Annotated in this window: 15 protein-coding genes and 1 pseudogene; 1 reads left to right on the forward strand and 15 read right to left on the reverse strand. The window is 66.2% G+C overall.

Annotation, left to right across the window (positions count from 1 at the left end; all coding sequences use genetic code 11):
• Position 1: 1 nt before the first annotated feature.
• From ACSQ8Y_RS16615 to ACSQ8Y_RS16685, 15 genes and pseudogenes are all read right to left on the reverse strand, one after another.
• Positions 2-685 (reverse strand): annotated as a pseudogene (locus tag ACSQ8Y_RS16615) (winged helix-turn-helix domain-containing protein); the annotation flags it as partial.
• A gap of 177 nt (positions 686-862) precedes the next feature.
• Positions 863-1534, reverse strand: coding sequence for an NF038129 family PEP-CTERM protein (locus ACSQ8Y_RS16620; RefSeq protein ID WP_436267540.1), 672 nt, complete (start codon positions 1532-1534; stop codon positions 863-865).
• 10 nt (positions 1535-1544) lie between these two features.
• Complete coding sequence (locus tag ACSQ8Y_RS16625) at positions 1545-4574, reverse strand: ExeM/NucH family extracellular endonuclease (protein ID WP_436267541.1); 3030 nt, start codon at positions 4572-4574, stop codon at positions 1545-1547.
• Positions 4575-4722: 148 nt separating this feature from the next.
• Positions 4723-5769, reverse strand: coding sequence for a TIGR03790 family protein (locus tag ACSQ8Y_RS16630; protein WP_436267542.1), 1047 nt, complete (start codon positions 5767-5769; stop codon positions 4723-4725).
• A gap of 117 nt (positions 5770-5886) precedes the next feature.
• Positions 5887-6426 (reverse strand): FxDxF family PEP-CTERM protein, encoded by a 540-nt coding sequence (locus ACSQ8Y_RS16635; protein WP_436267543.1) that lies wholly within the window; start codon positions 6424-6426, stop codon positions 5887-5889.
• A gap of 316 nt (positions 6427-6742) precedes the next feature.
• Positions 6743-8173, reverse strand: a complete 1431-nt coding sequence (locus tag ACSQ8Y_RS16640) for a mannose-1-phosphate guanylyltransferase/mannose-6-phosphate isomerase (RefSeq protein ID WP_436267544.1) — start codon at positions 8171-8173, stop codon at positions 6743-6745.
• A gap of 28 nt (positions 8174-8201) precedes the next feature.
• Complete coding sequence (locus tag ACSQ8Y_RS16645; protein ID WP_436267545.1) at positions 8202-9347, reverse strand: sugar phosphate nucleotidyltransferase; 1146 nt, start codon at positions 9345-9347, stop codon at positions 8202-8204.
• 11 nt (positions 9348-9358) lie between these two features.
• Entirely contained in the window at positions 9359-10369 is a 1011-nt protein-coding gene (gene galE / locus ACSQ8Y_RS16650; protein ID WP_436267546.1) for a UDP-glucose 4-epimerase GalE, read from the reverse strand.
• Positions 10370-10439: 70 nt separating this feature from the next.
• The gene (locus ACSQ8Y_RS16655; protein WP_436267547.1) at positions 10440-11720 is read right to left on the reverse strand and encodes a nucleotide sugar dehydrogenase; all 1281 of its coding nucleotides are present in this window, start codon (positions 11718-11720) and stop codon (positions 10440-10442) included.
• A 5-nt stretch (positions 11721-11725) separates the two neighbouring features.
• Positions 11726-12619 carry a hypothetical protein gene (locus tag ACSQ8Y_RS16660; RefSeq protein ID WP_436267548.1) on the reverse strand — a complete coding sequence of 298 codons (894 nt, stop codon included), beginning with the start codon at positions 12617-12619 and terminating at the stop codon, positions 11726-11728.
• Positions 12620-12665: 46 nt separating this feature from the next.
• A complete protein-coding gene (locus ACSQ8Y_RS16665) occupies positions 12666-13760 on the reverse strand; it encodes a Gfo/Idh/MocA family protein (protein WP_436267549.1) in 1095 nt (364 codons plus the stop codon).
• Positions 13761-13820: 60 nt separating this feature from the next.
• Positions 13821-14846: a DUF354 domain-containing protein gene (locus ACSQ8Y_RS16670; protein WP_436267550.1), complete on the reverse strand. Its 1026-nt coding sequence runs from the start codon at positions 14844-14846 to the stop codon at positions 13821-13823.
• Positions 14847-14885: 39 nt separating this feature from the next.
• Positions 14886-16166: a nucleotide sugar dehydrogenase gene (locus tag ACSQ8Y_RS16675; protein WP_436267551.1), complete on the reverse strand. Its 1281-nt coding sequence runs from the start codon at positions 16164-16166 to the stop codon at positions 14886-14888.
• A 28-nt stretch (positions 16167-16194) separates the two neighbouring features.
• Positions 16195-17325 (reverse strand): non-hydrolyzing UDP-N-acetylglucosamine 2-epimerase, encoded by a 1131-nt coding sequence (gene wecB / locus ACSQ8Y_RS16680; protein WP_436267552.1) that lies wholly within the window; start codon positions 17323-17325, stop codon positions 16195-16197.
• Positions 17326-17435: 110 nt separating this feature from the next.
• Complete coding sequence (locus ACSQ8Y_RS16685) at positions 17436-18551, reverse strand: glycosyltransferase family 4 protein (protein WP_436267553.1); 1116 nt, start codon at positions 18549-18551, stop codon at positions 17436-17438.
• 139 nt (positions 18552-18690) lie between these two features.
• On the opposite strand from ACSQ8Y_RS16685, the gene ACSQ8Y_RS16690 reads away from it, so the two are divergent.
• On the forward strand, positions 18691-19614 hold the full coding sequence (locus ACSQ8Y_RS16690) for a glycosyltransferase family 2 protein (protein ID WP_436267554.1): 924 nt from the start codon (positions 18691-18693) through the stop codon (positions 19612-19614).
• The last annotated feature ends 89 nt before the right edge of the window (positions 19615-19703 follow it).

Below are 19703 nucleotides of genomic sequence, written 5' to 3' on the forward strand. Positions count from 1 at the left end.
CGAAGCGGTAGCCGCTGCCGCGCACAGTCTCGACGTGCCCGTGATGGCCGCTCGGCTGCAGCGCACTGCGCAGGCGGCCGACGTGGGCGTCCACGGTGCGCTCGTCCAGGCAGGCGTCCGGCCCCCACACCAGGTCCAGCAACTGGGCCCGGCTGTAGACGCGCTCCGGGTGGTGCATCAGGAAATCGAGCAGGCGGAATTCGATCCGGCCCAGGCTCAGCTGACGGCCTCCTGCCGTCACCCGCAGGGTGCCCGGGTCGAGCCGCAAACCGGCTGTCTGGACACTGCCATGGTCGCCCGTGGCCGCATGCGGCTGGTGGCGGCGCAGCACGGCGTGCATGCGGGCCAGCGTTTCGCGCGGACTGAAAGGTTTGCTGACGTAGTCGTCGGCGCCGCTTTCGAAGGCGAGGATTTTGTCGGCCTCGGCGTCGCGCGCGGTGAGCATGATGACGGGCAGGTCGCGCGAGCATTGCCGGGCGCGCAGCCGGCGCAACAGCGACAGGCCGGACTGGCCGGGCAAGTCCCACTCCATCAGCAGCAGCGCGGGCCAGTCGGTTTCCATCATCCGCAGCGCGCTTTCAGCGTCCGGCGCGCACAGCGGCCGGTGGCCGGCCTGGCGCAGGTTCAGCGCCAGCAATTGCTGGACCTTGGGGTCGCTGTCGATAGTCAGGATGGTGGCCGGCATGGCATGCGTCACTTATCTGGGATGCAAGCTTCACTATGCATCATCCCGAATGGCACGCACTAATACAATTTAACCGCGCGATTGATACGTTTTTCGACTAAATTTCCAGGCCCACTATGAAAAACGCCGCCCCGAAGGGACGGCGCCTGGCCTTCCATACGCAGAAACAACAATGTTTCAGACAGCTAACAACCGGCCCGATTGAGCGGCCGGCGCGGTGGCGCGGCGGCGCGCCAGCAGCACCATCAGCGCCAGGCCGGTGCCGGTCAGCAGCCAGCCGGACGGCTCGGGGATGGCACTGACGGCAGCCGGGTCGCTGATGCCGATGGCGACGCCGCCGCTGCCACCCTGGACCGAGGCGGGGGTCCAGGTCAGGCTGGCCAGCGAGCCGTCGGCGCCGTAGTTGCCCAGCAGCGTGGCCTTGTCCTCGGCGTAGGCGGAAATGGTGAACAGCGACTGGCTGACGAAGGCATTCAGGTCGGCCGCGCCGTCGAAGCTCAGGTCGAAGCCGAGCGAGCCGCCGAAGGCCACCGCATGGAACAGATCGTTCCAGCCCGGCGCATTGCTGAGCAGGTAACCGGACGCCAGCGAACCGCTGACGTCGCCGCTCAGCTCGACCAGCGCGCCAGCGTCAAAGCCGCTGAAGTTGGACACCAGCACATGCGCCAGCTCTGGCGTTTCGCCAGGCGCCGCGTTGAACTGCATGTCCAGCCAACCGGCGCTGCCGAAGCCGCTGCTGGTGTCGATGGCGACATGGACGGTGCCGGCGGAGGCCAGGCCGCCGCAAGCCGCCAGCGTCAGCGCCAGCACGGTGTTGCGCAGAGCGCGGAGGGAAGTCGGTGCGTACATGGTCGTATCCTTAGAAGGTGCCGCTGTAGATGGTGGCTTTGTAGCTCATCGCCCCTTTGGAAGGGTTGGTGAACGTCAGCGGTATGGTGATCGTGGCGCCCGGCGCCAGCGAACTGGCATTGACGGTCACGTATGGCGAACCAGCGTGGCTGCCGCTGGCGTTGTCCAGCGTGACGCCGGCCGTCAAACCGGTCAGTTCGTACTGGAAGGGGCCGGCCAGCGCGCCGGCGCCGCTGTTGGTGAGCTTCACGCTGGAGGTGAACTTGCCGGTGGCGCGGTTGTACACGGCGCCGCTGGCGACAATGCCGAAGCCGCTGGTGACGTCGACGAACGCCGGCTGCAGGTTCAGGCTGATGACCACAGGGTCGTGGTCCGAGGCGCGGTATGGCAGCGCGTTGTACAGGTCCTGCGGCTTGCCGTCGGTGTTGTAGTCGATCACGGTCGGCTCGTCGGCGTTCAGATGCCATTCGGCGGCGCCGGCCACTTGCGGGCTCAAGGTGGCGCTGGCCAGCGCGTGGTCCAGGTAGCCGCTGTTGCTGCCGAAGACGTAGGAATACGGCGTGCCGTGCGGCCGCACGAAGCGCTCGAGCTGGTTGACGTAGCCCGCGTCGGTCATGACGAAGACCGGATCTTCCATGCCGTAGGAGTTCATGTCGCCGATCAGCAGCACGTCCGGGTCGCCGGCGGCGGACACCACCTGCGGCACGAACCCGTTCACCAGGCGCGCCGCCTGCTGCTTGCGGGTCTCGTTCCAGCAGCCCTGGCTGTCGCCGCGGTCGCTGTCGAGGCCGGTGCCGGACGGGCAGCTGCCCTTCGATTTCAGGTGGTTGACCACCAGCGAGAATTTCTCGCCGTTGCCGGCCTGGAAGGTTTGCGCCATCGGCGGACGGTTGTTGATGGCATCGGCGTCGGACAGCGCGCCGCCTACCAGGCTCAGCTTGGCCGGCTTGTAGATCATGGCGACGCGGATGGCGTCGGTGCCGGCGGCGGACGGCGCCGGCACCACGGCGTAGACGTTGGCGCCGATGGCCTCGTTCAGGGCCTGGGTCAGGTAGCTGACCGCGTATTCGCCGTTGTTCTGGATTTCCATCAGGCCGTAGACGTCGGCGTCGAGGGCTTTCAGCTCGGCCACGATCTTGTCGCGCTGGCGCACGAACTCGACCATGTTCTGCGCACCGCGGCAATTGCTGGCGGTGGTGGTGGCGCCGACTTTGCAGCCCTGCCCGGTCTGCCCTTCGACGTTGCCGCCGTTGGCGAAGGTGGTGAAGAAGTTCAGCACGTTGGCGCTGGCCACTTTGACGTTGCCCGCAGCCAGCAACGGCGCGCCTTCACGCGGATTGCTGCGCGAGAAGGACGGCGGCGCGATGGGTTGCAGCTTGAACGAGGTGGTGTTGCCGCCGACGGCGCCAAAGTCGACCACGCCGGTCAGCTTGGTGACCGTATCGCCCACGCGCACGGTGCCGTCCTGGCCTATGTAGGGAATCACGGTCGGGGTGACGAACAGGCCGTCGTCCAGCACGATCATGCCGGCCGCGTTGGACGCCGCCAGCGCGATGGCTTCCGGCGTGCGCGCCGGGTGGCGGTTGGTCGGCACTTCCAGGCGGCCGTTGGCCAGCGTCAGTTCGCCGCGGTCGCCCAGGAACTCGGCCTGGTTGACGGTCAAGGTATTGGTGATGTTCACCAGCATGCCTTCGACTTGCGCCAGGTTGGCGCCCAGTTCGATGTTGACAGGTGTGATGGCCGGGCCGGCGCCCATGGGCACGACCGCGCTGACGTCCTTGAATTCGGTGTAGGAGCGCTTGGCGCCGGTCGGCGCGTATTCGGTCACCAGGCCGGTGACGCGGGCGATCTGCCCCACTTGCACGGTGGGTGCGGAGGCGGTGTAGACGAAGATGCCGTCCGAGCTGGTCGGGTCGTTGTCGCCCACGGCGTCCTGCATGAAGAAGCCGTTGGACACTTTCAGCGTGACCACGCCTTCGGCGGTCTGCACCGTGTTGGCGTGCGGGCTGGGCGTGTCGCCCGTGCTGGCGCCCTGGATTTGCGGAATGGTCTTGGTCACCTTGGCCAGGCCGCTGATCTGGACGGTGACCGGGCAGGACTGGAACTGGCCGGTGCTGTTGCTGAACTGCACAGACAGCGGATAGCTGCCCACGGCCAGGCTGGATGCCGCGGCCAGGCTGACGCTGGCGGTCCCGCCCACGCCGGCGGCGGCGCTGAAGCCGCTCAGGCTGATGCCTTCGACGCCGCCGGACTCGATCACGGCGGCGCTGACGATGCTGTCCTCATCGGTGGCGCTCAGTTCGACGCTGCCGGCGTAGCCCTGCGCCAGGGGCAGCATGGCGGGGCAGTTCGGAACGATGGGCTTGTCGGCCGGCGCGCCGCCGCAAGCCTGGATCACCAGCGTGTTGCGCGGCGCCGGTTCGCCCAGCGTGAAGTCGGCGCTGTTGTCGTTGCTGTCGTCGCAGCCGTTGTTGTTGCGCCTGGCGGCCAGCAGGTTGCCCAGGTTGCCGGTCGGCGCGCTGCCTTCGTAGAAATTGGCGGTGGCGCCATAGCCGACGAAGTCGACCACGGCGGCGCCGCTGGGGTTGGTGCCGGTCAGCGCGGCGGTGCTGTTGCTCAGCGCGACCTTGCCGGCCGCGCCTGCCATGGCGGTGCCGTTCGTCTTGTCGGGCGCGACGGTGCTGGCGGTGCCGCCGGCGCCGGCCGCCAGCTGGATCAGGTAGAACTGGCCCGGCTGCAATGTGCCGCTCAGCGCGGTCGGCGCCCAGCTGCTGCCGGCGGCGGACGCGTATTGCACGCTCCAGCCGGCCAGCGACACCGGCGCACTGCTGCGGTTGAACAGTTCGATGAAATCGTTCTTCAGCACGGCGGCGGTGGCGCCGCTGCCGTTGCCGCCCGCGCCGTAGACCTGGCTGATGACGACGGCGGCCTCGGGCACGGCGACCGCCGCCACGGCGGGTGCGGAGAGGCCGGCCAGCAAGGCGGCCAGGATGGTGAGGCGGCCGGGCGCGGCGTGGGCGTGATGTGTCTGCGATGTCATATGCGGTCCTGGGTAGGCGATAGCGTTAACAAAATAACTTCATAGTTGCTATCCGCATATTAATATAATCACATGACAGATTGATGACGCGTCCTTAGTCCGAACGGACTAAAGTTGTATCGATCCAACAAATGTCCGCATGGCAATGTCAGCGTCCGGCTTCACGCCGGTACGGGGTGGCCAGCGGTTCGCCGATGAACACGCCCTGCCCCGGCCAGGACACGCTCTTCCAGTAGGCCTCCAGCGCGCTGTCGCCATTCAGGTAGTGGCGCAGCAGGACGGCGGGATGGGGGAATTTCTGCCAGTAGTTGCACGGTTCGCTCACGGTGCCGTAGCTGGCGGTGGCGCCCGCCTCCAGCCAGCGCAGGCTGCTCATCTGCGTGGTGCCGTAGAGGTCGCCACCGAAAGAGGTCAAATGGTCGGCCAGCGCGCCGGGCAGGAATTGCAGCGTGTCCAGCTTGTCGACCTTGGCCATGCCGGTCTGGTAGACCATCACGTCGCGCGCGCCCTCCAGCGCGTCGGCGCGCTGGTTGTGGATGGTCAGCTTGCGCTGGGCCAGCACGCCGGCGCGCGGAAAATACGGCGCCCGGCTGTTGCGCTCCTTCTCGCTGGTGGCCAGATAATAGGCGCCCGCTGTCGGCACCCGGAAGCCGCTGGCCACGCCGCGCGCGATCAAGGCCTTGGCCTCTTCCACCGAGTCGGTCGGCAGCAGCATGGCGGGACGCAAGCCCAGTTCGCTGAACGGGCGGCTGACGGCGGCGTTGAAGTAGCTGCTGGGCTTGCCGACCGCGCACCTGTTGGCGCACACCGCGCTGTCGTAGCCCAGCGTGTAGGCGGCCGTGATGGCGTTGCACTCGACCGCGTAAGGCGCGGTCCAGACCATCAGCACGGCCTGGATCTGCGGCCCCAGCCTGGCGTCGATGTCCTCCTTGAGCTGGCGGAACTGGCCGGCGCTGAGCTTGCGCGGCTTGTCCGGGATGCGCACGTGCACCATGTTCTCGGCCGGGATGCCGCGCTTCTGACGGTAGAACTCGCCGATCTGCACGCTGTGGGGGTCGTCGTCATTGATGACCACGGCCAGCTGGGCCGGCTGCAAGGCGGCCTGCGCGATGCCGCAGCCGAGGCCGGCAACGAGGCCGGCAATGCGGCCAAAAAGGAGACCGGCCGGGGCCGGGGAGCGTCGGAAGTTAGGCAAATTAGTGGCGGTTGGATTAATCGTATGCCCAAGAAAAAACGGAAGCCGAAGCTTCCGTCTGGATTATAGCGCCCTGCGGCGCCGCATCGCGCTACCTTGCCGCGCCTGCCAGGCTGCTTAGGCCTGCTTGCGGCGGCGCGCCAGGAAGCCCAGTACGCCCAGGCCGCCCAGCATCATGCCGTAGGTGGCCGGCTCCGGTACCGGGGCCAGGGTCAGGTGGCCGGCATAGCTGGCGTCGGCGCCGGACAGCACGGTGCCGCTCACTTGCAGATAGTAGTTGTCAGCGGTCAGCGGGGTCTTGGACTTGATGGTCCAGACATCGGCCGCGCCGTTGCCGTGGCTGATGCCGTCGACGACCAGGCCGGACGCGTTGTACAGCGCCAGGTCGGTGATGTCGATGTTGCGCAGCGGACCGGCGCCCGGCGAGACGGAGATGACGCCGCCGACGAACTTGCTGAGGCTGGCGCTGGTGAAGGAGTAGCGGTCGGTGAACAGATCGCCTGTGCTGTAGACGGTCAGGTCGCGGCCGAAATGGGCCGTGTTGCCGGTCAGCGCGGCGGCGGTGGTCTGGCTGATGTCGGCTGCGTGCGCCAGGTTGGCGCCGGCGGCGGCGCCAGCCAGGGCCAGCGCGGCCAGGATGGTTTTGGTTTTGGTCATGTTTACCCCGATAAAAAAGGTTGGGAGACTGGAAAGCTGTCGAGTGCGCACAACACTGCACGCCAGACTGCCTGACCATCCTAGCATGGTGAAAACGAAACATTAACAAGGAAATATGTAAAAATTTCCGTTCAAAAACAATGCCTTACGTAAATTATTAGGCCAAATCGGTCGGCGAGCCCGGCTGTAAGCGGCTGTCCGGCGCGCCCCCCAACCGGGGTAGGAATGAGCCTACAAAGATGCAAGCCGTAGAGGAAGGCCTGTAGGACGATGGCGGGGCGAAAAAAAAGGGCCGCAGCCCTTTTTTCGCACCGCATCAAGTGCGCTGGTAGACGTCCTCGAAGCGCACGATGTCGTCTTCGCCGAGGTAGCTGCCGGACTGCACCTCGATCAGGTGCAGCGGCAGTTTGCCCGGATTTTCCAGGCGGTGGTTCATGCCGATCGGAATGTAGGTCGATTCGTTTTCCGTAAGCAGCGTGACCTTCTCGCCGCAGGTGACGCGGGCGGTGCCGCTGACCACGATCCAGTGTTCGGCGCGGTGGTGGTGCATCTGCAGCGACAGCTTGCCGCCCGGATTCACGGTGATGCGCTTGACCTGGAAGCGCTCGCCGATGTCGATGCCCTCGTAGCAGCCCCAGGGACGGTACACCTTGGTGTGGTGCAGGTGTTCGGTGCGGTCCTTGGTCTTCAGGTGCTCGACGATCTGCTTGACGCGCTGCACCTGGTCCTTGTGGGCCACCAGCACGGCGTCGTTGGTCTCCACCACAACCAGGTCCTGCACGCCGACCACGGCCACGATGCGGCTCTCGGCGCGCACCAGCGTGCCCTGCACATCGTCGAGGTAGACGTCGCCGCGCGTGACGTTGCCGGACGCGTCCTTGGGCAGCACGTCGTGCAGCGCGGACCAGGAACCGACGTCGTTCCAGCCTATGTCGGCCGGCACCACCACGGCCAGCTTGGTCTTCTCCATCACCGCGTAGTCGATCGAGTCGGACGGACAGGCGGTGAAGGCGGCTTCGTCCAGGCGGCAGAAGTCCAGGTCGCGGTAATCGTTCTGCACGGCGGCTTCGGCGGCGGCGGCGATGGCCGGCTGGAACTGCGCCAGTTCGCGGATGTAGGCGTCGGCGCGGAACAGGAACATGCCGCTGTTCCAGAAGTAATTGCCGGCCGCGACGAAGTCCTTGGCGGTCTCGAGGTCCGGCTTCTCGACGAAGCGGTCCACCTTGAAGCAGTGCTCGGCGCCGGCGCCCGGGCCGCTCTGGATGTAGCCGTAGCCGGTTTCCGGCGCCGTCGGCACGATGCCGAAGGTGGCCAGCGAGCCGTCCTTGACCAGCACCAGCGCGCGTTCGACGGCCTGGTGGAAGGCGTCCACGTCCTTGATCACGTGGTCGGCCGGCAGCACCAGCATGATGGCCTCGGCATCGATCGCCGTCAGGTAGTGGGCGGCGGCGGCCACGGCCGGCGCGGTGTTGCGGCCGACCGGCTCGAGCAGGATGCCCAGCGGCTTGAGGCCGATCTCCCGCATCTGCTCGGCGACCATGAAGCGGTGTTCGTTGCCGCACACGACCAGCGGCGCCATCAGTTCGGCGGCGCCGGTGGCGGCGCGGCCGGCCACGCGCAGCGCGGTTTCCTGCAGCATGGTTTTATCGGTCACCAGCGGCAGCAGCTGCTTGGGCAACACGGCGCGCGACAGCGGCCACAAACGGGTGCCGGCGCCACCGGACAGTATGACGGGATAGATTCTCATGCGTGCTTGATCCAATTTTTAACCAATTTTATTTATAAAGTAGTTCTTCTTCCTGCCTCCGGCGGCGACGACGGTCGCGGGCGTTCGCCCATTCGCCTGTTTCGTACTCGGAAACATGCTTCATTTCGCCAGCCCGGTCGACACTATAATCCTTGAAGACGATTAATTCTTCCAAGGTAACATCCGGTAACACGCGAGTATATTCGAACAACACGCTTCGCACCACCTCCGCGCCGCTGCAGATGTGGCTACCGTGGCCTATCCACGTCGGTCCGATGATGCAGGCGCCGGCGTCGACCTTGGCGCCGGAGCCGATATAGACCGGGCCTTCGATGCGGGTGCCGCCGCTCCAGTCTATGCTGGTGTTGAGCCCGACCCACAGGCCCTCGTCGACCTGGATGCCTGGCACCTTCATGTTTTCCACCTCGCCCAGCAGCACGCTTTGCAGCACTTCCCAGTAATCCTTGACGCTGCCGATGTCGATCCAGTTGAACTTGCGCTGCTGGGCGTAGAACGGCAAGCCCTTCTCGGCCAGCAGCGGGAACAGTTCGGAACCGATGTCGAAGGGACGGTCGGACGGGATCAGGTCGATCACCTCGGGCTCGAAGATGTAGATGCCGGTGCTGGCGAAGTTCGACAGCGCCTCTTCCTGGCTGGGTTTTTCCTGGAAGGCGCGGATGCGGCCGTCGGCGTCGGTGACCACCACGCCGTAGCTGGGCACCTTGTCCCAGGGCACTTCGCGCGTGATGACCGAGGCCAGCGCGCCCTTGCGGCGGTGCTCGAACAGCGCCGACTTGATGTCCAGGTCGATGATGGCGTCGCCGCACAGCACGATGGTGGTGTCGTCGAAGAAGCCGCCGAATTCCTGGATCTTCTTGATGCCGCCCGCCGAGCCCAGCGGCTCGGGCACGACTTCGCCCTCGTTGTTGGTGTAGCCTTCGAAGGAATAGCCGATCTGCACGCCGAACTGGTGGCCTTCGCCGAAGTATTCCTCTATCTTTTCGTGCAGGTAGCTGACGTTGACCATGATCTCCGTGATGCCGTAGCGCGCCAGGTGCTCGACCAGGTAGGCCATCACGGGCTTGCCCAGGATGGGGATCATGGGCTTCGGTAAATCATAGGTCAGGGGCCGCACGCGGGTCCCCTTGCCGGCTGCCAAGATCATCGCTTTCATACTTTGCTCCTCTATTCTTTTGGGGTGTGCTGCCAACGCCAGGCATCGGCGCACATTTGCGCAATGCCGCGCTCGGCCTTCCAGCCCAGCTCGCGCTCGGCCAGGGTGGTGTCGGCGTAGCTGGTGACGATGTCGCCGTCGCGCCGCGCGACGATGCGGTAGGGAACCGGACGGCCGCTGGCCTGTTCGAAGGCCCGCACCATTTCCAGCACGGAGTTGCCGCGCCCGGTCCCCAGATTGTAGGCGCGCACGCCCGGCGGCGTCGCCGCCTTGGCCAGGTGCTCCAAGGTGGCCACGTGGCCCAGCGCCAGGTCGACCACGTGGATGTAGTCGCGCACGCCGGTGCCGTCCGGGGTGGCGTAGTCGCCGCCGTAGACGTTCAGGCAGGCGAGCTGGCCGTGCGCCACCTGGGCGATGTAGGGCAGCAGGTTGTTCGGCACGCCGCCCGGCTCTTCGCCGATCAGTCCGCTTTCATGGGCGCCGGCCGGGTTGAAGTAGCGCAGCAGCGCCACGCTCCACGCCGGATCCGAGCGGCCCAGGTCGCGCAGCATGTCCTCCACCATCAGCTTGCTGCGGCCGTAGGGCGTGAGCGCCGACAGCGGCGCATCCTCGCGCACCGGCACCACCTCGGCGTCGCCGTAGATGCTTGCCGAGGAGCTGAACACCAGGCGCTTGACGCCGGCCTCGGCCATGCACTCGAACAGCGCCAGGCTGCCGGTGACGTTGTTGTCGTAATAGGCCAGCGGCTGGCTGACCGACTCGTTGACCACTTTCAGGCCGGCGAAATGGATCACCGCGTCGATCCGGTGCTGCGCGAACACGGCGCGCAGCGCGGCGCGGTCGCGGATGTCGGCTTGCACGAACTCCACGGCGCGCTCGGCGATGCGCTCGATGCGCTGGCGCACCGAGGGCTTGGCGTTGCTCAGGTTGTCCAGCACCACCACCTCGTGCCCCTGCGCCAGCAACTCGACGCAGGTGTGCGAGCCGATGTAGCCCATGCCGCCGGTAACCAATATCTTCATGCTTTTCTCCACGATGAAAAAAGGGCCTTGCCAGCCCTTTGTTTTACTACAGGCGTATGCTACGGGTTTGCTACAGGCGCCAGACGCACAGTCCGGCCTCTTGCAGCGCCGCCGCGTCGAACGCCGCCTTGACGTCGATGAAGCAGCCGCCCTTGATCAGTTTTTTCTGGATCTCCTCGACCGGACGCGCCAGCAGTTCGGCGTGCGACACGGCCGCCACCACCGCGTCCGCGCGCGGCAGCTGTTCCCAGCTGTGCAGGCGCACGCCGTATTCGTGCATGGCCTCGTCGGCGTCCGCGTACGGGTCGTGCACGAACACCTCGATGCCGAAGTCGCGCAGCTCCTTGATCACGTCGCCCACCTTGGAGTTGCGCAGGTCGGCGCAGTTTTCCTTGAACGTCAGGCCCAGCACGTTGACCCGCGCGCCCTTGATGTAGCTGCCGGCCGCGATCATGTTCTTGACGGTCTGCTCGGCGATGTACTTGCCCATGCCGTCGTTGATGCGGCGCCCGGCCAGGATCACCTGCGGGTTGTAGCCCAGCTGCTCGGCCTTGTGCGTCAGGTAGTAGGGGTCGACGCCGATGCAGTGGCCGCCCACCAGCCCGGGGCTGAACTTGAGGAAGTTCCACTTGGTGCCGGCCGCCGCCAGCACCTCGGAGGTGTCGATGCCGATCTTGTCGAAGATGATGGCCAGCTCGTTCATCAGCGCGATGTTCAGGTCGCGCTGGGTGTTCTCGATGACCTTGCAGGCCTCGGCCGCCTTGATGCTGCTGCAGCGGTGCACGCCCGGCACCACGATGCGCTCGTACAGCTGCGCCACCTGCTCCAGCGTCTCGGGCGTGTCGCCCGCCACCACTTTCAGGATGGTGGTCAGGGTGTGGTGCTTGTCGCCCGGGTTGATGCGCTCGGGCGAGTAGCCGACGTTAAAGCCCTGCTTCCACTTGCGCCCCGAGGCCTGCTCCAGCACCGGGATGCACACCTCCTCGGTGGCGCCCGGATAGACGGTCGACTCGTAGACCACGATGGCGCCGTCCTTCATGTGCCGGCCCACGCTGCGGCTCGCGCCCACCAGCGGCGTGAAGTCCGGGTTGTGCGCGTTGTCGACCGGGGTCGGCACCGCCACCACGATGATGTCGGCCTGGCCCAGCATGGCCGGGTCGGCCGTGTATTCGGCGTGCGGCGAGGACGCCATCTGCGCGTCGCTCAGCTCGCGCGACGGGTCGCTGCCGTGGCGGCAGGCGTCCACTTTCGATTGCGCGATGTCGAAACCGATGGTGCGGCCGTGCTTGCCGAACTCGATCACCAGCGGCAGGCCCACATAGCCCAGGCCGATTACGGCTACTGTCGTCATGGCGCTTACCCCAGTGCCGGCGCTGGCGCGGGGCTGGCCGCCGGCCAGTAGCGGTCGACCAGTTCGCGGGTGTTGCGGATATTGCCGCGGCTGGAGGCGCCGAACACGATGGCCTCGATGTTGGGCTGCTCGCAGACCCACTCGATGGCCTCCTTCGGCGCGATGGCGCCGGAGGCGAACACCGACATGGCGATGGCGCGGAATTTCTTCTCGCGCAAGGCCTTCTCATAGGCCTCGAAGCCGCCCGACATGCGGAAGCCCATCTTGTTGATGTTGGAGCAGACGATGGGGTTCTCGATGCCCAGCTCTTCGAGCACGTCGAGCAGCTTGGGCATATTCATCGTGATGAAACCCGGCTCGGCGTTGTAGCGTTTCTTGACGTGGTTGGCGAAAATGAGGAAGGCCTCTTTCATGCCCAGGCCCAGCACCAGGTCGACCACCACGTTCTGCAGGAAGATCACCGGCGTGTTCAGGCCGGCGAACATCTTCATTTCGGCGTCCACCAGCAGGGTGATGATGCCCTCGATGTCCTTGGTCGCCAGCGACATGCCGCCGCGCATGGCGGCGTTGAGGAAGCCCTCGTCGGGCATGAAGCGCTTGAGCGCGCCCAGCATGCCGTCCTCGGTGACGGCGTTGGCGTACTTGTGCGCGTACGGCATGCACGGCAGGAACTTGAAGTCCTGGTAGCGCTGCGGGTTGGCGCGCATGTGGTCGCACACCAGCGCGATGCGGTCGTGCGTGGTGCACATGAAGGACTTGACGCCTTCGTCGTAGGCGTTGTCGAGCACCTCGATGACGGCGCCGATGTCCTGGAAGCGCATGGCCTGGGCGCGCGCCTTTTCCTCCGACATGTGGTTGACGCCGAAGAACTGATTATCACCAAATAACAAACGATCCATTTCCTGCTCCAATATGAATACTTAAGTCGGGTTGTGCCTGGGCCGCTTAGCGGCCGCCAAAGAAGAAGCCTTTTTTGCGCTTCTGCACTTCCGGCAGGGCGTCCTCGGCCATGACCGACGGACCTTTTTCCGCGTCGGCGATCATCATCGAGATGACGCGGTCGGTGCCCATGGCCGACTCGAAGGAGTTGACGTTGTCGCCGCCGCGTTTTTCCTCGATGCAACGCACGAAGTAGTCGAGCTGGGCCGAGTATTCTTCGCCGCGCAGGTAGAAGTCAACCGGGTCGGTCAGCTCGGTGGTGTAGCGCACGTTCCAGCCGGCCTTGTAGGGCGCCGGCGCGGCCGACGCGTCCCGCAGGTAGACCTGCACTTCCTGGCGGTCGGCGCAGATGCGGCCGTTCTTGCCGAAGATGGTGATCTTGGTGCTCATCTTGCGGTAGGACTCGTCGCTCCAGTTGACCGAGATCTGCGCGCTCTTGCCGTCCTCGTAGTACAGCGTGGAGAACACCTCGTCGTCGGTGTCGGCCGAGAAGATCTTGTTGAGCACCGAGCCGCCGACGCCGCGCGGCGCACCGAAGTACCAGTTCAGCAGGTTCAGCGGGTGGGCCGCGTAGTCGTACAGGCAGCCGCCGCCCTCGGAGCGCTGGGTGCGCCAGGTCGACCCCTTCGGTTTCAGCACCACCGGGCCGTAAGCCTCGGCCAGCATGTGGGTGACGTCGCCGATGACGTTGGCGTCCAGCAGGCGCTTGACTTCCTGGAAGGCGCCGACGAAGCGGTAGTGGTAGCCGACCTGGTTGACCAGGCCCTTGGCGTTGGCCAGCGCGGTCACTTCCTCGCCTTCCTTGTTATCGAGCGTGAACGGTTTTTCGCAGAACACGTGGATGTTCTTCTCCAGCGCCGCCTTGACCATCTTGGCGTGCATGGACGACGGCGTGGCGATGATGATCGCGTCGAGCTCGCCCTCGTTGAGCATGGCGTTGAAGTCGGTGTAGGTCTTCACGCCGGTGTATTTATTGAGGACGTCGAGCACGTAGCCGGTCGAGTCGCAAATTGCCGCCACCTGCACGCGCGGGTGGGCATTGATCATGGCGTAGTGGGACAGACCCATTTTACCCAGGCCTACTACTGCGAGCCGTATCATATCGATGGTTCCTTAAATGAAAGCGTTGTGTTAAAAGTTCAGTGAAAAATCCGGTGGAAACTAGGCGCGGGCCTGCAGCAGCTGGCGCTTGACCATGTCGTAGGCGCTGCGGCCCTTTTCCAGCAGGCCGCGGTTGGGCGGCTTCTGCGTGGCCGTATCGAGGTAGGCCAGTGCCTGCTGCGCGGTCAGCGCCGGCAAGTGCTCGAAGGCGCCGGCCTGCAGCAAGTGCAGGTCGACGTCGAGCAGCTCGTCCTGGTAGACCGAAATGGTGGGGATGCCCAGCACCGCCATCTCGCGCGTCATGGTGCCGCCGGCGCCGATGAACAGGTCGCAGTCGGGCGCGATGTCGGCGATGTCGAGCGCCGTCGTCACCACCCGCACGCCGGCGAATTTCGGATCCTGGTAGTGCACGCCCTGGTCCTTGCCGCGTGGCAGCAGCACGACGTCGACGTGGTCCTTCATGCCCAGCACCAGCTTGTCGAGGAAGTTGCGGCTGCCCTTGTAGTACTGCGCCGTCCACGGCTCGGGCCGGATGTAGACCACGCGCCGCGCGCGCGGGGCGCGGGTGGCCGGGCGCGGCGCCAGGCGCGCGTCGAGCTCCCACAGGTAGATGCCTTCCTTGACGCCGGCATAGTGCAGCACCTTGCGCGGATTGGCCCACTGCTTCCTGAGCTTGTCCATGCCGAGGAATTCCGGCACCATGATGGCGTCGGCGCACAGGAAGGCCGGCACGTTGCCCATCGCGTGTTCATTGTCGTTCATATAGATCGAGCGCACGCCCATCAGCCGCGCCGCCACCGGCGAATGGAAGGAGCTTTGCGAGATGGCCACGTCGATCTTCTTTCCCGCCAGGAACTTGCACAGCTGGTAGACGCGGATCGGGAAGCCGAACAGCTTGGCCGAGAGCTTGCCGCCGTAGTGCAAGCCGACCACCTCGTACTTGAAACCGTGCAGGTCCAGCAGGTCGATGGTATTGGCCAGCGGACGGCAGGTGATGACGACCTCGTGGTCGCGCTCGAGTTCGCGGATCATCGCCGCGAACATATTGATGTGGGGTGAGTTTGTCAGTTCGAACCAGATGCGCATAATTCCTGCCTGCCTAAATACGATGAAATGAAACGGCCACTACAGACGCCAGACGCACAGTCCGGCCTCTTGCAGCGCCGCCGCGTCGAACGCCGCCTTGACGTCGATGAAGCAGCCGCCCTTGATCAGTTTTTTCTGGATCTCCTCGACCGGACGCGCCAGCAGTTCGGCGTGCGACACGGCCGCCACCACCGCGTCCGCGCGCGGCAGCTGTTCCCAGCTGTGCAGGCGCACGCCGTATTCGTGCATGGCCTCGTCGGCATCCGCGTACGGGTCGTGCACGAACACCTCGATGCCGAAGTCGCGCAGCTCGTTGATCACGTCGCCCACCTTGGAGTTGCGCAGGTCGGCGCAGTTTTCCTTGAACGTCAGGCCCAGCACGTTGACCCGCGCGCCCTTGATGTAGCTGCCGGCCGCGATCATGTTCTTGACGGTCTGCTCGGCGATGTACTTGCCCATGCCGTCGTTGATGCGGCGCCCGGCCAGGATCACCTGCGGGTTGTAGCCCAGCTGCTCGGCCTTGTGCGTCAGGTAGTAGGGGTCGACGCCGATGCAGTGGCCGCCCACCAGCCCGGGGCTGAACTTGAGGAAGTTCCACTTGGTGCCGGCCGCCGCCAGCACCTCGGAGGTGTCGATGCCGATCTTGTCGAAGATGATGGCCAGCTCGTTCATCAGCGCGATGTTCAGGTCGCGCTGGGTGTTCTCGATGACCTTGCAGGCCTCGGCCGCCTTGATGCTGCTGCAGCGGTGCACGCCCGGCACCACGATGCGCTCGTACAGCTGCGCCACCTGCTCCAGCGTCTCGGGCGTGTCGCCCGCCACCACTTTCAGGATGGTGGTCAGGGTGTGGTGCTTGTCGCCCGGGTTGATGCGCTCGGGCGAGTAGCCGACGTTAAAGCCCTGCTTCCACTTGCGCCCCGAGGCCTGCTCCAGCACCGGGATGCACACCTCCTCGGTGGCGCCCGGATAGACGGTCGATTCGTAGACCACGATGGCGCCGTCCTTCATGTGCCGGCCCACGCTGCGGCTCGCGCCCACCAGCGGCGTGAAGTCCGGGTTGTGCGCGTTGTCGACCGGGGTCGGCACCGCCACCACGATGATGTCGGCCTGGCCCAGCATGGCCGGGTCGGCCGTGTATTCGGCGTGCGGCGAGGACGCCATCTGCGCGTCGCTCAGCTCGCGCGACGGGTCGCTGCCGTGGCGGCAGGCGTCCACCTTCGATTGCGCGATGTCGAAACCGATGGTGCGGCCGTGCTTGCCGAACTCGATCACCAGCGGCAGGCCCACATAGCCCAGGCCGATTACGGCTACTGTCGTCATATCTTTTTCCCCGGTATCTTGCGCCCGCTCATGCCGCGCGCGCCACGTTGATTTCACCGTGCAATTCGCGTTCCAGCACGCCCACGATACGCTCGGCCGCTTTGCCGTCCCACAGGTGCGGGCGGCGGCCCTGCTTGCCTTCGCCGCGCAGGATCTGCGTGGCCGCGGCGATGATGGCGGCCGGCGCGGTACCGGCCAGCACGTTGGTGCCCTCCTCCACCGTCACCGGGCGCTCGGTGTTCTCGCGCAAGGTGACGCAGGGCACGCCCAGCGCCGTAGTCTCCTCCTGCAAGCCGCCGCTGTCGGTCAGCACCAGGGCGGCGTCCTTCCACAGGTCGAGGAAGGACATATAGCCTTGCGGACCGACCAGGGTCACGTCGGGGCCCAGGCTGATGCCGAATTTATCCAGGTTGGCGCGGGTGCGCGGGTGCACCGGGAACACCAGCGGCAGTTCGCGCGCGATCTCGCGCAGCGCACCGGCCAGCTGGCCCAGCATGGCCTGGTCGTCGACGTTGCTGGGGCGGTGCAAGGTCACCACGCCGTAGCGGCGGCCGGCCAGGCCGGCCTTGATGGCGACGCTGTCGAGCGTGCCGGCACCCGCGTTCGCCAGCTTGTTGGCCTGGTACAGCACGTTGTCCACCATCACGTGGCCGACGTAGTGCACGGCGCTGTCCGCCTTGCCTTCGCGGCGCAGGTGTTCGACGGCGCTCGGCTCGGTGACGAAGAACCAGTCGCTGATGCTGTCGGTGACGAGGCGGTTGATTTCCTCGGGCATGCTCATGTCGCCGCTGCGCAGGCCCGCTTCCACGTGCGCCACCGGGATGGTGAGTTTTTTTGCCACGATGGAGCACGCCAGCGTGGAATTGACGTCGCCCACCACCAGCACCGCGTCCGGGCGCTGCGCGACGCACAATTCCTCGAAAGCCAGCATGATCTTGGCGGTCTGCTGCGCGTGGCTGCCGCCGCCGGCGGCCATGAACAGGTCAGGCTGGGGGATGCCGAGCTCTTCAAAGAAGACATCGTTCATCTCGCGGTCATAGTGCTGGCCGGTATGAATGATTTTGAACGACAGGCCGCCGTGCGCCTGCAGCGCGCGCACGATGGGGGCGATTTTCATGAAGTTCGGACGCGCACCGGCGACCAGATAAATCATAGCCATAACATTCCTAAACGAGAAAAAGATCAAAGAGACAACATTCTATGGCGCTGCAGCAAAAGCTGTCGCACGGCTGAGCTGGCCGAACTGGCCGAACTGGCCGAAACAAGACCTCAGGCCGCCCGCGCCAGTTCGGGCGCGTCCAGCGGCGTGCCCAGTTCGGCGTACACCGTGCGCAGCTGGGCCAGCACGGTATCGAACGCGTATTCACGGCCCACGCGCAGGTAGGCCGCGCCGCGCAAACGGCTGCGCAGCGCCGGATCGCCCAGCACGGCGAGCAGGGCCAGCGCCAGCGCCCCGTGGTCGCCGGGCTCGACCAGCAAGCCCTCGACGCCTGAGTCGATGAAGTCCGGCGTGCCGCCGACCGGGGTGCTGACCACCGGCACGCCGGCCGCCATGGCTTCCAGCAGGGCCACGCTGAGCGCTTCGAAATAGCTGGGCAGCACGAACACGTCGGCCTGCTCCAGGTGGCGCTGCTTGGCCGCGCCGTCCACCCAGCCCGGCAGCGACAGCGCGTGCGCCACGCCCAGTTCCTCGGCCAGCGCCTGCACCTCGCGGGTGGCGCCGTCGCCGGCCACCACGAAGCGCGTGCCCGGCAGCGCCGCCAGCACCGCCGGCATGGCGCGCACCAGGTCGAGCACGCCCTTCTTTTCATGCACGCGGCCCATGAACAGCACCGTCACGGCCTGCGCCCGCAGCGCCGGCAGCGCGGGCGGCACTTGCACCGGGTTGCCGACCACGGTGATGCGCGCGGCCGGCTCGATGGCCAGCACGCCGGCGCGCCAGTGCGGCGACACCACCACCACGCGCGCCGCCCGGCGCAGCACGCGCCGCACCCAGGCCCGGGCCGGTGCGCCGCATTCGCGGGCGTAGAACAGCGGAAATTCGCTGCTATGCAAATGGAAGACATAGGGCACGCGGAACAGGTCGGCCAGCGCGCACATCAGCGACTTGCGCCAGAAACTGCCGCGCGAGGCGCTGTGCACGTGCAGCACCGACACCCGGCGCGCGGCAAGCATCGCGCCGGCGCGCAGCAGCGCCGCACCCATGGTGCGCAACTGGGTGGCCAAGCCCTTGCCTTCGTAGGTCGACACATAGGTGACGCCCCACTGCTCGAACAGCCGGACCGCCACGTAGGAGCGGACCACCGAACTGATGCCGCCGTGCGCGTCCAGCCCCGTGCCTATCATCAGGATGCGGCGCGCTGCGCCGGCTTTTGTTGTGTTCATGAAATAAAAACATGCTTAAATTGAATGCTTCCATCATAACAGCGAGGTATCACATCGCTGTCGCGCCTATCGTGCAGAGGGCGCACGATACGATGTTTTTCGAGCAAGCTTGCGTTTTGTCCATGCTAGAATCAAAAATATGAAAATCACTGTTGTTGTCCCCGCCTACAATGCCGCAGCCTTCATCGGCACGGCGCTGGCGTCTTTGCGCGCGCAGACCCACCGCAACTGGGAAGCCCTGGTGGTCGACGACTGCTCCAGCGACGACACGCGCGCCGTGGTGCGGCAGTGGACCGAGGAGGACGACCGCATCCGTCTGCTGGAACTGCCGCAGAACGGCGGCCCGGCCGCAGCCCGCAACGCCGGCTTCGACGCCGCGCAGGGCGAGTGGATTGCGCTGCTGGACGCGGACGACGCCTGGGAAGCGGAGCGCCTGGCGCGCTTCCTGCCGCACCTGTCCCCGGGCAAGCTGGACCTGGTATGGGACCGGCTGGCGCTGTACAACGCGGCGCAGGAAAAAGTGGTGGCGCACAGCTGGCCGTGGGTGCGCCAGCCGCGCACGATCGGCCCGCTGCAGCTGCTGCTGTGGGACCTGCCGGGACAGCGCGCGCCGCTGGGCTGGGCCAAGCCGCTGCTGCGGCGCGCCTGGCTCAACGAGCACCGCCTGCGCTACCTGCCCGCGCTGCGCGCCGGCGAGGACTGGCGCCTGCTGATGGACGCGGTGATGGCCGGCGCGCGCACCCAGGTGCTGCCCTTCGCCGCCTACCGTTACACGCTGCGGCTCGAGGAAAAGAATTTCAGCCAGACCAAGGTCGATTTCAGCGGACCGCAACGCCTGAACAGCGCGGTGCGCCTGGAATACGGGCCGCGCTGGCCGCTGGCCACGCGCGCCGCCGCCGTGCTGCGCGGCTGGCTGATCGGCGGGCTGGCGGCCAAGGCCCGCCTCAAGCCGGCGGTGCGCGGCAAGCGCTGGGGCGACCTGGCCAAACTGCTGCTGACCAGCCCCCGCTGCTGGGCCATCGTACTACTGAACCAGTTCGAAAAAGCCATCTGGTACCGCTAGCGGCCAGCCGCAAGGCGCGCTGACCGGCGCGCCCTGCCAGGCCGACCAGGCCGGCCATGCCATGCCCTACCCTGCCCAGCCATCCCCTC

It is taken from the genome of Pseudoduganella sp. LjRoot289 (assembly GCF_964252925.1).
Lineage (GTDB): Bacteria > Pseudomonadota > Gammaproteobacteria > Burkholderiales > Burkholderiaceae_D > Rugamonas.

Excerpts from the sequence above, each read along its gene's own strand:
- ACSQ8Y_RS16620 (WP_436267540.1), bottom strand. The coding sequence starts at position 1,534 with ATGTACGCACCGACTTCCCTCCGCGCTCTGCGCAACACCGTGCTGGCG.
- ACSQ8Y_RS16625 (WP_436267541.1), bottom strand. The coding sequence starts at position 4,574 with ATGACATCGCAGACACATCACGCCCACGCCGCGCCCGGCCGCCTCACC.
- ACSQ8Y_RS16635 (WP_436267543.1), bottom strand. The coding sequence starts at position 6,426 with ATGACCAAAACCAAAACCATCCTGGCCGCGCTGGCCCTGGCTGGCGCC.
- ACSQ8Y_RS16640 (WP_436267544.1), bottom strand. The coding sequence starts at position 8,173 with ATGAGAATCTATCCCGTCATACTGTCCGGTGGCGCCGGCACCCGTTTG.
- ACSQ8Y_RS16645 (WP_436267545.1), bottom strand. The coding sequence starts at position 9,347 with ATGAAAGCGATGATCTTGGCAGCCGGCAAGGGGACCCGCGTGCGGCCC.
- galE (WP_436267546.1), bottom strand. The coding sequence starts at position 10,369 with ATGAAGATATTGGTTACCGGCGGCATGGGCTACATCGGCTCGCACACC.
- ACSQ8Y_RS16655 (WP_436267547.1), bottom strand. The coding sequence starts at position 11,720 with ATGACGACAGTAGCCGTAATCGGCCTGGGCTATGTGGGCCTGCCGCTG.
- ACSQ8Y_RS16660 (WP_436267548.1), bottom strand. The coding sequence starts at position 12,619 with ATGGATCGTTTGTTATTTGGTGATAATCAGTTCTTCGGCGTCAACCAC.
- ACSQ8Y_RS16665 (WP_436267549.1), bottom strand. The coding sequence starts at position 13,760 with ATGATACGGCTCGCAGTAGTAGGCCTGGGTAAAATGGGTCTGTCCCAC.
- ACSQ8Y_RS16670 (WP_436267550.1), bottom strand. The coding sequence starts at position 14,846 with ATGCGCATCTGGTTCGAACTGACAAACTCACCCCACATCAATATGTTC.
- ACSQ8Y_RS16675 (WP_436267551.1), bottom strand. The coding sequence starts at position 16,166 with ATGACGACAGTAGCCGTAATCGGCCTGGGCTATGTGGGCCTGCCGCTG.
- wecB (WP_436267552.1), bottom strand. The coding sequence starts at position 17,325 with ATGGCTATGATTTATCTGGTCGCCGGTGCGCGTCCGAACTTCATGAAA.
- ACSQ8Y_RS16685 (WP_436267553.1), bottom strand. The coding sequence starts at position 18,551 with ATGAACACAACAAAAGCCGGCGCAGCGCGCCGCATCCTGATGATAGGC.
- ACSQ8Y_RS16690 (WP_436267554.1), top strand. The coding sequence starts at position 18,691 with ATGAAAATCACTGTTGTTGTCCCCGCCTACAATGCCGCAGCCTTCATC.